A 13,130-nucleotide genomic window follows, 5' to 3' on the forward strand; every position below is an offset into this window, starting at 1 on the left:
GCGGTCGTCGAGCGGCAGCCCGCGGTGACGATTCTCCCGGCGTGCCGACCGGCTGACCACCGACCGACGTAGGGATCGCCCGGCCGAACTTCATCGCTCTGTAGCAACGGCCCACCGGCCCTGCCGGCCGACCGGGCCGACCGGGCCGGCGGGCCTCCGGCCGTGGACGGCGCACGCGGCCCGCGATGGGGCCGCCCCGCACGGCGTACCCTCGGGGAGCCGCGAACAGCGGCGGGGCGGGTCGTCCGTCGGCACGGGCCGAGCCCGGCCCCGGCAGGCGAGCACGGAACGGGAAGGCGTCCATGGCAGGGTCAGGCGGTCCGCTGTCCCGTTGCGGCCTGCGCGGCCGGGAGGCCGAGCTCGAACGGCTCCAGGCGCTGATCACCTCGGTGGCCCGCACCGGAAGCGGCGGACTGGCCCTGATCCAGGGGGAACCGGGCATCGGCAAGACCACCCTGCTCGCCGAAGCCGCCGCCAGGGCCCGGGCCGCGGGCTTCTCCGTGGGCGTCGGCAGGGCCGACGAGCTGCACCACGTCGTGCCGCTCTCCTCCCTGGCCACCGCCGTCCGGCACGGCGAGCGTCCGCTGCTGTCCGGCGACGCCTTCGCCGACCTCGCCCGCCATCACGACCAGCGGATCTGGCTGGTGGAGCGTCTGGCCGAGGCCGTCGAGGCCAGGGCGGGCGGCGTGCCGGTGCTGGTCGGCCTGGACGACGTCCAGTGGGCCGACGCGCTGAGCCGGTTCGCCCTGCAGCAGCTCCCGACCCGGCTGCGGAGCTCGCCAGTGCTGTGGGCGCTGACCTCCCGTCCGGAGCCCTCGGGCCCGGCCGAGGAGATCGTGACGGCCGCGGCCGGCGGCCTCCCGACGGTCACCGTGACCCTGGGCCCGCTGTCGGGCGCGGCCATCGGCCAGCTGGCCGGCGACACGCTCGGGGCGGCGGTCGACGGACGGGTGCGGGACCTGTTGGACGGAGCGGGCGGCAACCCGTTCCTGGCGGTCGAGATGCTCGTGGGTCTGCGCGGCGCCGGGTCCTCGCCGGAGGCCGTGCCCCCCGGGCTGGTGGCGGGTGTGCGCGGCAGGCTCAGGTCGCTGCGGCCCGACACCCTGCGCTTCCTCCGGATGGGGGCGGTGCTGGGACGCGGCTTCGGCTTCGAGGACGCCGCCATGCTCTGCGGCCGGTCGGGCGCCGAACTGGTCCCGGCGCTGGAGGAGGCCGTGCGGGCCGGGCTCCTGGACGACGACGGTGACCGGCTGGTGTTCCGGCACGATCTGCTGCGCCAGGCGGTCTACGCCGACATCCCGCCGTCGGCCCGGAAGGCCCTGCACCGCGAGGCCGCCCGCGGCCTGGTCGCCGCGGGCCGGCAGCCGATCGACGCGGTGCCGCACGTCCTCAGGGGTTCGCTGCCCGGGGACGAGGAGGCCGTGGCGTTGCTGCGGCGGGCGGCCGAGGACATCCTGCCGGTCACGCCGGGCCCGGCGGCCGACCTGATGACGCGTGCCCTCGACCTGGTGCCGTCCGCGGGGCCGCTGCGGTTCGCCGTGGGTGAGCAGGCGGTCCTCTGCCTGACCCGGGCCGGCCGGAACCGGGAGGCGCTGTCGACGGGTGACCGGCTGCTGGCCGAGCGACCGCCGCTGGCGACCTTCGGCCGCCTCCAGGCCGCCCTCGGCGGGACGCTGTGGACCATGGACCTCGCCGACGAGCTGCGCCGCCGCACCGAGGCCGCCCTCGCCGTGGGGGGCTCCGCCCCGGAGGTCCGTGCCAGGCTGGCCGCCCAGCGCGCACTGGCCCTGTCCCGGGGCCCCGACCTCGTCGCGGCGCGCGAGGCCGGCGAGGCCGCGCTGGGTGACGCCACCGCGGTCGGTGACCGGGAGGCGCAGGTCCTCGCCCTGTCCGGGCTGGGCGAGATCGCGCTGAACGCCGGTGAGAACGCGGTCGCGCTGGAGCGCTTCGCCGCGCTGAGCGCCGTCGATTCCGCCTTCCTCCCCGAGGAGGTCGTCGCGCACCTGCACATGGACGACTTCGCGTCCGGCGAACGCCTGCTCCTGCGGGCGGCGGACGGGGACGGGGCGACGCGTCAGGCCATGCTGCTGTGGGCGCAGGGCCAGCACGACCTGGGAATCGGCCGGCTCGACGACGCCGATGCCGGCTTCGTGACCATGGAGCGTCTGGAGGACGAGGTGCGGGTGCCCGTCCAGCAGGTGAACGGTCGTGTGATCCGCTCCCGGATCGCCCTGCTGTGCGGCGACCGGGAGGCGGCGCGGGAGCACCTGGTCGCCGCGCGGGAGCGGCTGGCGGTCAAACCGAACCCGGGCAACACGGCCGCGGTGCGGTTCCTGGAGGCGGTCCACGCCGAGGCCGACGGGGACACCGGGCTCGCCGTCGACCGGATCCGCCGGGTCCAGCGGGAGGGTTCCTTCATGCGGTGGCGGCTCCTGCGGGACTGGGTCGATTCCGCGATCCGCATGTCCCTGCGCGGCGGGGAGCGCGAACTCGCCGAGGACCTGGCCACGCAGGCCGAGGCCCACGCCGCACGCAACCCGGCCGTGCCGACCGCCACGGGCATCGCGGCGCAGGCCCGCGGGCTCGTGAACGGTGATCCCGCCCTGCTCGAACACTCCGTGGAGCTGCTCGGGGCGAGCCCCCGCCCGCTGGTCCGGGCCGCCGCGTACGCCGACCTCGGGCAGGCGCTCCTGACGGCGGGACGCGCGGAGCGGGCCGCGGCCGCGCTGGCCCGCGCACGGGAGACGTTCGCCGGGTCGGGCGCCCACGCCGCGGCGGCACGGGTGCCACGGGCTCGGGAGGGTGCGGGCGCCGGCAGTCACGGGGCGGCCGCCGTACGTCGCCCCGTCCAGGGCTGGGGGGCCCTGACGGCCTCGGAGCGGAAGGTCGCGGGCCTCATCGCCCAGGGCCACACCAACCGGTCGGCCGCCGAGGTGCTCGTGGTCTCCCCGCACACCGTCAACACCCATCTGACGTCCGTCTTCCGCAAGCTGTCGATCAGCTCCCGGGTGCAGCTCGCCAACCTGGTCGCGGCCCTGCCCGACGGCTGAGCGGGACGCGCGGCCCGGGCGTCCGGCGCTTCACGGCCCCACGCACGCCGTGGTGCTGTCGCGGCCCGAGGCCGTGGTGGCGATGGTCCGGGAGGCCACCGCGCACACGACGGGTACTCCCGGGGGTGTTTAATATGCGTTCGGACGGAAGGGACCGGTCGGGCCGCTACGAAGCCCCCGGAATCCGCCCCCTCGCACGACCGACCCCGGTCGCCCCGTCGCCCCGTCACCCAGTAACCCGGCAAAAGGCACCAGCATGATCCCACCGGCCAGCTCGTCGGTGCGGCGGATCGCCGCGCTCCTGACCGGGATCCTCGCCCTGGTGTCCGCCGCCGGGTGCGGTGACCCGACCGGTTCCCGGTCCGCCGGGGGTGAGGTGACCTCCATCACCGCACTCGACTACTACACCGACGAACCCGAGCACGCCCAGTGGGGCGGGATGCTCACCGAGTGCGGCAGGGCCGCCGGGGTGGAGGTCCGGCACACCAGCGTTCCGGGGGCGTCCCTCGTCCCCAAGGTCCTGCAGCAGGCGTCCTCGCGCACCCTCCCCGACCTGCTGATGCTCGACAACCCGGACCTGCAGCAGATCGCCCGGACCGGCGCGCTGACCCCGCTGGACGACTACGGCATCGACTCCAGCGGCTTCTCCGAGGGCATCCTGTCGGCGGGCACCTACCAGGGATCCGTGTACGGGCTGGCCCCCGCCGTCAGCACCGTCGCCCTCTTCTACAACGAGGACATGCTCGCCGAGGCCGGCGTCGCCGTCCCGAGGACCTGGGACGAACTGAAGGCGGCGGCGGCCGCGTTGACCCGTCCCGGGCGCTACGGGATGGCGGTCGACGCCAACCCCACCTTCGAGGGCACCTGGCAGTTCCTGCCCTTCCTGTGGTCCAACGGCGGTGACGAACGGCAGTTGGACACCCCGCAGGCCGCGCAGGCGCTCCAGCTCTGGGTCGACCTGGTGAACAGCGGATCCATGTCCAGGTCCGTGCTGAACTGGACGCAGGCCGACGTCCACGACCAGTTCGTCGCCGGGAGGACGGCCATGATGATCAACGGCCCATGGCGGATCCCGGCCCTGAACCAGGAGGGGAACCCGCACTGGGGAGTGGCCCCCGTGCCCGTCCCCCGGCTGGGGCAGACCCCGGTCACCCCGCTCGGCGGTGAGGTGTGGACGGTCCCGAAGGGCGCTTCCAGGGCCCGGCAGGAGAAGGCCGCCCAGGTCCTCGCCTGTCTGAACACCCCCGCCAACATGCTCACCACGGCCGAGCAGCACTTCACCGTGCCCTCGCGCACCGCGGTGGCCGCCCGGTACGCCGAGGAGGTCCCCTCGATGGGTGCGTTCGCCAGGAGCGTGGAGGCGGCACGCTCGCGCACCGGCGAGCTCGGCGCCGCCTGGCCGAAGGCGGCGACGGGGATCTACACCGCGGTCCAGTCCGCGCTGACGGGTGAGCGGACACCGGAGGAGGCCCTCAGGCATGCGCAGCGGATCGCGACCGCCGGCTGACCCCGCCCCGGGGCGCCTGCGGGAGCGAACGGCGCGGTGGCTGTTCATCGCGCCCGCCGCGGCGTACCTGTCGCTCTTCTTCGGCTACCCGCTCGTCAAGAACCTCGTGACGAGCTTCCAGCACTACACGGTCACCACCTTCTACACGGGTGACGCACCGTTCGCGGGGCTGCGGAACTACGCCGGGGTCCTCTCCTCGGACCAGTTCCCCCGCACCCTGCTGACCACGCTGCTGTTCACCGCCGGCTCGGTCCTGGGGCAGTTCGCCGTCGGCCTGGCCCTCGCCCTGTTCTTCCGGCGCGGCTTCCCGCTCGGCGACGTGCTGCGGGCGCTCCTGCTGCTGCCGTGGCTGCTTCCGCTGGTCGTCTCCGCGACCGTCTGGAAGTGGATGCTCGACCCCGACACCGGAGTCGTCAACGCCGCACTGCGCGGCCTCCACCTCTCGTCGTCCGGCGTCCCCTGGCTCACCGGCAGCTCACAGGCGCTGGTATCGGTGGTCCTCGTCAACACCTGGGTCGGCATCCCCTTCAACACCGCGATCCTGTACGGCGGTCTGCGGGACATCCCCACCCACCTGTACGAAGCGGCGGAGCTGGACGGCGCCGGACCGCTCGCGTCGTTCCGCCACATCACCTGGCCACTGCTGCGGCCCGTGGTGAACGTCGTCCTGGTACTGGACGCGGTCTACACGCTCAGGGTGCTGGACATCGTCCTCGTGGTGACGGGCGGCGGGCCGGCCAACGCCACGGAGACCCTCGCCACCCAGTCCTACGAAATGTCCTTCCGGCAGTTCGACTTCGGGCGCGGCGCCGCGATGAGCAACCTGCTCGTCGTCCTGTCGCTCGTGTGCGCCCTCGCCTACCTGCGCGCCGGGCGACGCGCCAGGAACGACCGGGAGGCGGCCCCGTGAGGCGCGCGCCGCGCCGACGCGGCCCGCTGTCCACCGTCGTCGGGATCGTCCTGCTCGCGCTGATGCTGTTCCCCGTCTACTGGATGGTGAACGCCTCCCTCCAGCCGACCGGCAACACCCTGCGAGGAGAGTGGTTCCCGCTCCGTCCGGACCTCGGCGGGTACGCCACCGCGCTGCGCGACCAGGGGCGCAACCTCGTCACCAGCCTCGTCGTGGCCCTCGGCAGCGTGCTGCTCAGCCTCGCGCTCGCCGCCCCGGCGGCCTACGCCCTGGCCCGGTTCCGGCTGCGCGGAACCGACCTCGTGCTGCTCGGCATCCTGATCACCCAGACGGTGCCGGGCATCGTCATGGCCAACGCGCTGTACGGCGCCTACGCCGATCTGGGGCTCCTGAACTCCTGCCTCGGGCTGATCCTCGCCGACTCCACCGCGGGCGTCCCCTTCGCGATCGTCCTCCTGCACGCGTCCATGCGGAGCATCCCCGGGGAGATCGTCGAGGCCGCGCAGCTGGACGGCGCCGGCCGGCTGCGCGTCCTCCGCTCCGTGGTGCTCCCGCTGAGCAGGAACGCGCTGATCACGGCCGCCGTCTTCACCTTCCTGTTCACCTGGGGCGACCTCCTCTTCGCCCTCACGCTCACCACCACGGGAACGGTCCGGCCGGTCACGCTGGGCGTCTACCAGTACATCGGCGCCCACACGAACCAGTGGAACGCCGTCATGGCCACCACGGTCCTGGCCGCCGTTCCGGCCGCCGTCCTCCTCGTCGTCGCCCAGCGCTTCGTCACCACCGCGGCCACCGACGGAGCCCTCAGGTGAGCGGCGGCCGCGGCCGGCCCGGCCCGTCACCGGCCCGCGGACGGCCACCGGTCCGCCGCCCCGGTGCCGATTCCCGGATCTGGTAGGTTCACGCGATGCTCCGCCGCGCCCCCCGCTGGCATGGTGTTCCGGAAGGCACATCTGTCGGGAAGGCGGGGAACCATGGCGCCGGACGTTCGGGAGAGAGGCGCCTCCGGCGACAGTGCCACCGCGACCACGTCGTTCTCCACCGCCCCGCTGTCCGCCGCCGCACGGGCGGAGGCCTGGCACGAAGCGGTGTCCCACACCTTCGTGCCGATGGCGGTGGACCTCCTGGAGAAGGTGCCGTCGCCCGGAACGATCGTCAGCCACCGGCTGGGTCCGATACGGATTTCGAGGATCCAGGCGGGACCCCAGGTGGTGACGCGCGGCAGGCGCATGATCGCCGCGGACGACCCTCCGACCCTGATCCTGAGCCTCCAGGAGCGGGGCACCGCGGTCAAGGAACAGGACGGGCGGGAGACGGTCGTCCGGCCCGGCGAATTCTCCGTCACCGACTCGTCCCGGGTGTTCCGGAAGCGGATCGACGAGGGGTTCGTCCTCACCTCCTTCCACTTTCCCCGGGAGGAGCTGGACGTGCCGGAGCGGGACCTGCGCGGGCTGACCGCGACGGCGTTCAGCGGCACCGGGGGCAGCTCCGCACTGGTGGCGACCTACCTCGCGCAGCTGGCGCGCCAGGCGGCGGGGCTGGACCACGTCGTCGGACGCCGGGCGGCATCCACGGCGCTCGACCTGCTGGCGATGCTCGTCGACGAGCGGGGCGGGCGCACCCGGCCGCAGAATCCGCAGAGCGCGGCCTCCTTGGAACGGGTCAAGGAGCACATCCTGCGGAACCTCCGTGATCCGGACCTGTCGCCGTCCGCCGTCGCCGAGGCGAACTTCATGTCGGTGCGCTTCCTCCACAAGCTGTTCCAGCAGGAGGGCGTCACCCTCGGCACCTGGATCCGGACCCAGCGGCTGGAGCGCTGCAGCCGGGACCTCGTGCGGCCGATGGCCGAGGAGCTCGGGGTGGCGGGGATCGCCCGCCGCTGGGGCTTCGCCAACTCCAGCCACTTCAGCCGCGCCTTCCGCGAGGCCTACGGCGTGTCACCACGGGACTGGCAGGTCGGCGTCAGGCCGACGGAGTGACGCCCCACCGACGTAGAAGTGAGAGACGTCCTTGACCGTCCCGAGGGAAGTCCCGGACAGGACCTGCGTCCGGGAGGAGGTCGAGCCCGGTGGCGGCCGCCGTCATGGCGACGACGGCCGCCCCGAGCTCGGGCGGGAACTGGTCAGCGTCGCAGGGTGGTGACGGTGAGGCCCGGGGCGGAGCGGATCTCGGCCTCGGTGAAGCGCTCGGTCAGCCACTGCTTGCGGGCGTAGGCGCGGGTCTGGTCGGTGAAGCGGGAGGACGTCGGGTCGGCCGACTCGCCGTAGGTGAGCAGCGTCCGGGTGCGCGGGCCCCGGTCGGTCAGCTCGGTCGCCATCACGAAGGTGGCGCCGTGCGGGACGCTGCGGACGTCCGTCGGGTAGGTGCCGCCGCCGGCGCCCGAGTCCGGCCCGGCCGTGACGACGTTGAAGCAGCCCAGCTGGTGGGAGCAGCCGTGCAGCGGGATACCCGCCCAGCGCTGGACGCGGCCGATCGGGGCGTCCACCGGCAGGCCGCGGCCCGCCAGGTCCTTCACCGCGTCGGCCAGCGCGCGCTGGGCGACGGGGTTGGCGGCGTCGATGCCGCGCGGGGTGGTCAGCGGCAGGGCCGGGTCGGCCGGGACCGTCTGCCAGGCGGTCGTGCCGGTCTTCGCCAGCGCGTCCCGGTACGCCTGCCAGAGCACGGTGCCCCGGCTGTCGGCGTCGGCCCTCGTGTCCCAGGCCGCGAGCACGCCGCACGCCGGGCGCACGTCCACCCGGGTGCCGTCGGACGCGGCGATCTCCGGGTGGGCGCGGCACAGGGCCACGGCGTCGTCGCGGTCGAGTTCGGCGCTCTGCACCCGGTTGCCGAACATCGTCGCCTGGAGCGAGCCGAGGGTGAAGCCGGGGGCGCCGAGGCCGTCGGTGCCGGCCCTGCGGTCGGCGATCATCCGCAGGCTGAGCTGGGTGCGCAGCATCCGCTCGGAGGCGCCCCGGTAGACGGTGGGCAGGCCGGTGATCGGCGCGTCCGCGTTGGTCAGGTACGGGCCGTTGTTGGCGTTGGCGACGTAGTCGGTGCGGGTCAGTGCCGGGTGGTTGGCGGGGCCGAAGACGCCGGGCACGAGCGCGTCCGGGTCGCGGCCCGGATCGCAGGCGGTGGTCGAACCGTCCAGCACCGGCCCGATGGCGGTGACCGCGGCCAGGCAGCGGCCGAGCTGCTCGTCGGGGAGGTGCGGGACGGCGGAGGCGTCGGTGAACCAGGTGGTGCCGCTGGAGTCGACGGCCGTCGTGTACACCCAGGGGAGGCCCTGGTAGGTGCGCTGGGCCTGGCGCAGCTGGTCGAGGTTCTGGGCCCGGCCGATCGCCAGCCACTGGTTCAGGGAGCGGAGGTTCTCGGCGTTGGCGTCGCCGAGGGTGTAGGCGTACTCCCCGGTCCAGCCCTCGGAGAGGACGTAGCCGAGGCGGGAGCGGTAGACGGTCCGGTCGACGGTGGAGAGCGTCCCGTCGGCGGCCCGGACGGTGATCCTGACGGCCTCCTGGGCCATCCGTTCGACCTTGCCGTCCACCAGGTACGCGGTCGGGTCGCCGGGCACCAGCGTGAGCCGGTGGAGGGCGTAGTGGTCCGCGTAGCTGGTGGTGTGGCTCCAGGCGAGGCCGCGGGTGTGGCCGATCTGGAGGAACGGGATGCCGTACAGTCCGGCGCCGGCGACGTCCAGGACGCCGGGGATGGTCAGCTGGGCCTGGTAGAAGCGCTGCGAACCGGCCCACTGGAGGTGGGGGTTGGCCAGCAGCAGGCCGGTGCCGTTGCGGCTGGCGTCGCGCCCGATCGCCCAGGCGTTGCTGCCGAGTTCGGGGTTGTCAGCGGAGCGGCCGGGAGCGGCGATCCGGGCCGGGACCGCGTCGGCTCCGGACGCCCCCTCGGTGGTCACCCCCTCGGTGGTCACCCCCTCCGCGGTCGCCCCCGCAGTGCTCGCCCCGGGGGCGAGTCCGGTCCCGGCGCCCGGGACGGCCGTGGCGATCTGCTGCTTGGCGGCGGAGCTGCCCGCTTCGGTGTTGACCTCGTAGAGGATGTTCCACAGGTCGTCCGCGGTGATCGGCCCGACCCAGGCCTTCCCCCGGCAGGACGGGTCGGGGAGGTGGTCGGCTCCGGTGTCGCCCAGGTAGCGGTTGTACCCGGCGACGTAGCCGTCCACCAGCTGCCGCGCCTCGTCGGTCGGGCCGAGCGGGGCGGGGGCGGCCAGCAGCCGCCGCACCGTCCCGGTGCCCAGCACGCCCCGCTGGTAGGTGTCGCTCACCAGGTTGGTCACCAGGTCGACGGACCGGGCGTCCGGGCCGAAGTGGCGCGAGCGCTCGCCGCGCACGGTGACCACCTGGTCGGCGAGCTGGCACAGGTTGTCCTGGGCGAAGGCGTACCCGTAGCCGTAGCCGAGGCCACCGAAGTCGCGGGCGACGACGTGCGGGACGCCGTACTCGGTCCGGCTGATCCTCGCGGTCCAGCCGCCCCGGTCGAGGTCCCGGCCGGCCCCGGGGTCGCCGTCCGCGGCCCGGGCCGCGGTGGGCACCAGGGCCGCCAGCAGCGCGGACGTCAGTCCGACCGCCACGGCCGCCGGGGTGAAACGCCTTCGGATCGCGCTGAACTGACGCTCTCTCATGTCTTCCGTTCCCGTCATGGGCCCCACGCTGACGCCGTGGTGCCCGACCGGTCATCCCCCCTCGGGACGAACCTTCCTCGGCCGCCCGGCTGATCCGTGTACGTCTCGGCTAGGGGACGGTCCTTGCCCGCACCACCTCTACGGTCGGACGATGCGGTCCGTGGATCATCAGGGTCCGGCGCTCCGGCGGAGCCCGGCCGCCCGGCCCGGTCGCTCGCCCGGAGGACGCGGGCGGGCGACCGACCGCGGGCGGCAAGCAGCAGGCGACGGACGGCGGACGGGTCAGGCCGAGGAGTCGGTCAGCCCGGTGGGCACCTGCCACTCCCGGCGCCGGCCCTTGTTGGTCAGCAGCAGCCCCTCCTTGAAGACCAGCAGCCCCAGCCGGCTCGCCAGTTCGGCGAGCGGCGGCAGGGTGTCGCCGGTCTTGCCGTACCCGAAGGAGGGCAGGGCGGCGGCGCTCAGCCCCAGCCGGGCGAGGCTGTCCGCCGGGGGCACCTCGACGACATCGGCGGACCTGTCCCCGATCAGGTGCCGGATCAGCGTGGGGCCCGCCCCCGGCGGGACCGGCAGCACCTCCTTGATGAAGTCCAGCACGCCCTTCGTCAGTACCGTCCCGGCCTCCGAGGGCCGCTGCTGCCGGCGGACGATGGTGTCCTTCAGGGCCTCGCCGTCGCCGAACTTGGCCGGGTTCAGCTGCTCGTGGACGCCCAGGACGTGGCCGACCACCCGCCAGATGTGGAAGTAGGCGTCCCGGTCCTCGGGCGGCAGCTCGACGCCCAGCTCGCCCAGGCCCTGCGGGATCAGTACCGAGAAGCTCAACAGGGTGCCGGCCAGGTCCTCCTGGTTGACCGGCACCCCCAGCGCGGCGGCGTCCCAGTCGCCCAGCTGGGACACGTGGTAGCGCATGGTGGCGTGCAGCAGCCGGACCTTCTGCGCCGAGCGGAGCCCGTGGCCGCTCGGCCCCAGGCCGTCGTCGTCGAGGACGTCGACGACGAACTGCGAGGTCTCCGCCAGCCGCCGGTACACCCCGGAGGTGAGGCGCTGCGAACGGACCAGCACCTCGGCCCCGTTGCCGCAGGTGTAGCAGAGCGGGAGCGAGCCGCAGAGCAGGATCGCGGCGATGAGCGGCTGGTAGCGGCCGAGCAGCCGGTGGCCGCGCTCCATCTGCTCCCGGTCCGCCCAGGAGGGCAGGACCGCGGTCTCCTCGAAGTACCGCTGGAGCCCGGGCGGCAGGCCCGCGGGGACGGCGTCGCTGTTCCGGCCGAAGCCGAGCAGTGTCTGCCGCACCTCCTCCTGCCGGCCCAGCGCGTAGGTCTCGGCGATGGCGGCGTCCCCGAGCGGGTCCCCGGTGCTGCGCATCCGGTCGAGCAGGTCGTCCGTCCGGCCATTGGCGGCCATGTGGTCCTCCGTCGAGCCGACAAGCGATCCGTATACGCATCAGCGCGCTCCGGGCCGACCCGGCAACCTCACCCGAACGAGGGCGCGCCGACCGCGCCCGGGCCGCCCGCTCCACGGGCCGGCGCGGGCCTCGGATCGGCGCGGGCCTCGGATCGGCTCAGCCCACCGTGGCCGACGCCGGGGCGGGCCGCGCCGGCTCGACCACGGTGCCGTCGGCCGCCCCGCCCAGCGTCGCCAGCCGCCGCAGGCCGGCCCGGCGCTGGAGCGCGCCGAGACCGACGGTGGCCGCGCCGAGACCGAGCCAGCCGAGCGGCCCGGCCGCCATCACCACTCCGGTCAGCAGCAGCGGCCCCACCGACTTCTGCACCGACTGGGACATCCCGGCGACCCCCAGGTACGAGGCCCGGGCGCCCGGCGGGGCCAGCACCACCGCCAGCTCCCAGGAGCTCACCGAGCGCAGCAGCTCCGCCAGGGTGATCAGGACCGCCGCGCCCAGCAGCGCGACCGAGGCCACGACCGGCCCGGCGCCGGTGGCGAGCACGATCAGCAGGCAGCCGCCCAGCACCGTCACCCCGTACCGGCGCAGCGCGGCGGCCGCCCCGAGCGCGCCCTCCGCCCAGGCCGAGACCCGCAGTTGCAGCAGCACCACGAGCACCGTGTTGAGCACCAGGAAGACCGGGACGACGGCGTGCGGCGCGCCGGTGCGGTGGACCAGCCAGAGCGGCAGCCCGACGTTGAGGATCGAGTCGTCCAGGTTCAGCGGCATGTCCAGCAGGACGAAGCGCAGGTAGCCGCGGTCGCGCCAGGGGCTCGGCGCGGCGGACGGCGTCCCGGCGGGCTCGCCGCCGGGCCGGTCGCCGGCCTTCGCCGCGACCAGGCCGCGCCCGGACGGCTCCCGGGTACGCCGGACCAGTACGGCGGCCAGCAGGTAGGACAGCCCGTTGGCCGCGATCAGCACCCGGTAGGCGTCCGCGGTCCCCACCGCCAGTCCGATCGCGGCGACGCCCGCGCCGAGCGCGTACCCGGCGTTGGCCACACTGCGGAACAGCGCCTGGTAGGTGGCCCGCCGCTCGCCCGCCACCCGGGTCGCGAACAGCATCTCCAGCGTCTTGGCGGCCCGCTCGGCCAGGCAGATCAGGGCCACCACGGGCAGCAGCGCGCCGAAGTCGTCGACCACCAGGAGCAGTCCCATCGCCCCCAGCCGCAGCAGGTGGCAGCCGATCAGCAGCCACCGCACCGAGAACCGTTCGGCCGCCCGCCCGGCCAGCGGGGACCCGGCGATCCCCGCCACCGCCCCCACCCCGAGCAGCAGCCCCAGCTGCCGCGCGTCCATCCCGCACGCATAGGTGAAGTACAGCACCGAGGCCGCCGCCCACACCCCCGTGCCGGTCCGGTCGACGCACTGCGCCAGCAGCATGATCCGCGCGTCCCGCCCGCCCGGCGGCCGCCGCAGCTGCGCCATCAGTCCGTTTCCCCGCATGGAGGTCCCCCGTCGCGTGATCGACATCAATCTCGACATCAAGATACTTCACATCAAGAGACCTTTGAACCCCTGGGCCGCCGGTGGCGACGGGCGGGCAGGCGCCACCCGACCCGCCCCGACGGACCCGCGCACTCGACCGGCACCACCGGCGCAGCCCTCGACGCGCGGCG

At 74.4% G+C, this 13,130-nt stretch carries 8 protein-coding genes; 5 read left to right on the forward strand and 3 right to left on the reverse strand.

Annotated elements, in window-relative coordinates:
• Positions 1 to 302: 302 nt before the first annotated feature.
• From ACFVUY_RS09790 to ACFVUY_RS09810, 5 genes are all read left to right on the forward strand, one after another.
• Positions 303 to 3,050: an AAA family ATPase gene (locus ACFVUY_RS09790; protein ID WP_387728683.1), complete on the forward strand. Its 2,748-nt coding sequence runs from the start codon at positions 303 to 305 to the stop codon at positions 3,048 to 3,050.
• 256 nt (positions 3,051 to 3,306) lie between these two features.
• On the forward strand, positions 3,307 to 4,557 hold the full coding sequence (locus tag ACFVUY_RS09795; RefSeq protein ID WP_387728685.1) for an ABC transporter substrate-binding protein: 1,251 nt from the start codon (positions 3,307 to 3,309) through the stop codon (positions 4,555 to 4,557).
• The gene (locus tag ACFVUY_RS09800; protein ID WP_387686777.1) at positions 4,529 to 5,467 is read left to right on the forward strand and encodes a carbohydrate ABC transporter permease; all 939 of its coding nucleotides are present in this window, start codon (positions 4,529 to 4,531) and stop codon (positions 5,465 to 5,467) included. The genes ACFVUY_RS09795 and ACFVUY_RS09800 overlap by 29 nt, the downstream gene beginning before the upstream one ends.
• On the forward strand, positions 5,464 to 6,282 hold the full coding sequence (locus tag ACFVUY_RS09805) for a carbohydrate ABC transporter permease (RefSeq protein ID WP_387728687.1): 819 nt from the start codon (positions 5,464 to 5,466) through the stop codon (positions 6,280 to 6,282). Before ACFVUY_RS09800 ends, ACFVUY_RS09805 begins: the two co-directional genes overlap by 4 nt.
• A gap of 162 nt (positions 6,283 to 6,444) precedes the next feature.
• Entirely contained in the window at positions 6,445 to 7,449 is a 1,005-nt protein-coding gene (locus tag ACFVUY_RS09810) for a helix-turn-helix domain-containing protein (RefSeq protein WP_387686782.1), read from the forward strand.
• Between the two features lie 143 nt (positions 7,450 to 7,592).
• Here the strand turns inward: ACFVUY_RS09810 and ACFVUY_RS09815 are convergent, their stop codons facing one another.
• From ACFVUY_RS09815 to ACFVUY_RS09825, 3 genes are all read right to left on the reverse strand, one after another.
• Positions 7,593 to 10,079: a penicillin acylase family protein gene (locus tag ACFVUY_RS09815; protein ID WP_387728689.1), complete on the reverse strand. Its 2,487-nt coding sequence runs from the start codon at positions 10,077 to 10,079 to the stop codon at positions 7,593 to 7,595.
• 282 nt (positions 10,080 to 10,361) lie between these two features.
• Positions 10,362 to 11,477 (reverse strand): oxygenase MpaB family protein, encoded by a 1,116-nt coding sequence (locus tag ACFVUY_RS09820; protein WP_387728691.1) that lies wholly within the window; start codon positions 11,475 to 11,477, stop codon positions 10,362 to 10,364.
• A 157-nt stretch (positions 11,478 to 11,634) separates the two neighbouring features.
• Positions 11,635 to 12,939, reverse strand: a complete 1,305-nt coding sequence (locus tag ACFVUY_RS09825) for an MFS transporter (RefSeq protein ID WP_387728693.1) — start codon at positions 12,937 to 12,939, stop codon at positions 11,635 to 11,637.
• Positions 12,940 to 13,130: the final 191 nt, after the last annotated feature.

Origin of the sequence: Kitasatospora sp. NPDC058063 (assembly GCF_042885395.1) — a bacterium.
Classification (GTDB): Bacteria; Actinomycetota; Actinomycetes; order Streptomycetales; family Streptomycetaceae; genus Kitasatospora; species Kitasatospora lactacystinica.

Bases quoted from the DNA above. Each gene is read 5' to 3' on its own strand.
- ACFVUY_RS09790 (WP_387728683.1), top strand. From the start codon at position 303: ATGGCAGGGTCAGGCGGTCCGCTGTCCCGTTGCGGCCTGCGCGGCCGG.
- ACFVUY_RS09795 (WP_387728685.1), top strand. From the start codon at position 3,307: ATGATCCCACCGGCCAGCTCGTCGGTGCGGCGGATCGCCGCGCTCCTG.
- ACFVUY_RS09800 (WP_387686777.1), top strand. From the start codon at position 4,529: ATGCGCAGCGGATCGCGACCGCCGGCTGACCCCGCCCCGGGGCGCCTG.
- ACFVUY_RS09810 (WP_387686782.1), top strand. From the start codon at position 6,445: ATGGCGCCGGACGTTCGGGAGAGAGGCGCCTCCGGCGACAGTGCCACC.
- ACFVUY_RS09815 (WP_387728689.1), bottom strand. From the start codon at position 10,079: ATGAGAGAGCGTCAGTTCAGCGCGATCCGAAGGCGTTTCACCCCGGCG.
- ACFVUY_RS09820 (WP_387728691.1), bottom strand. From the start codon at position 11,477: ATGGCCGCCAATGGCCGGACGGACGACCTGCTCGACCGGATGCGCAGC.
- ACFVUY_RS09825 (WP_387728693.1), bottom strand. From the start codon at position 12,939: ATGGCGCAGCTGCGGCGGCCGCCGGGCGGGCGGGACGCGCGGATCATG.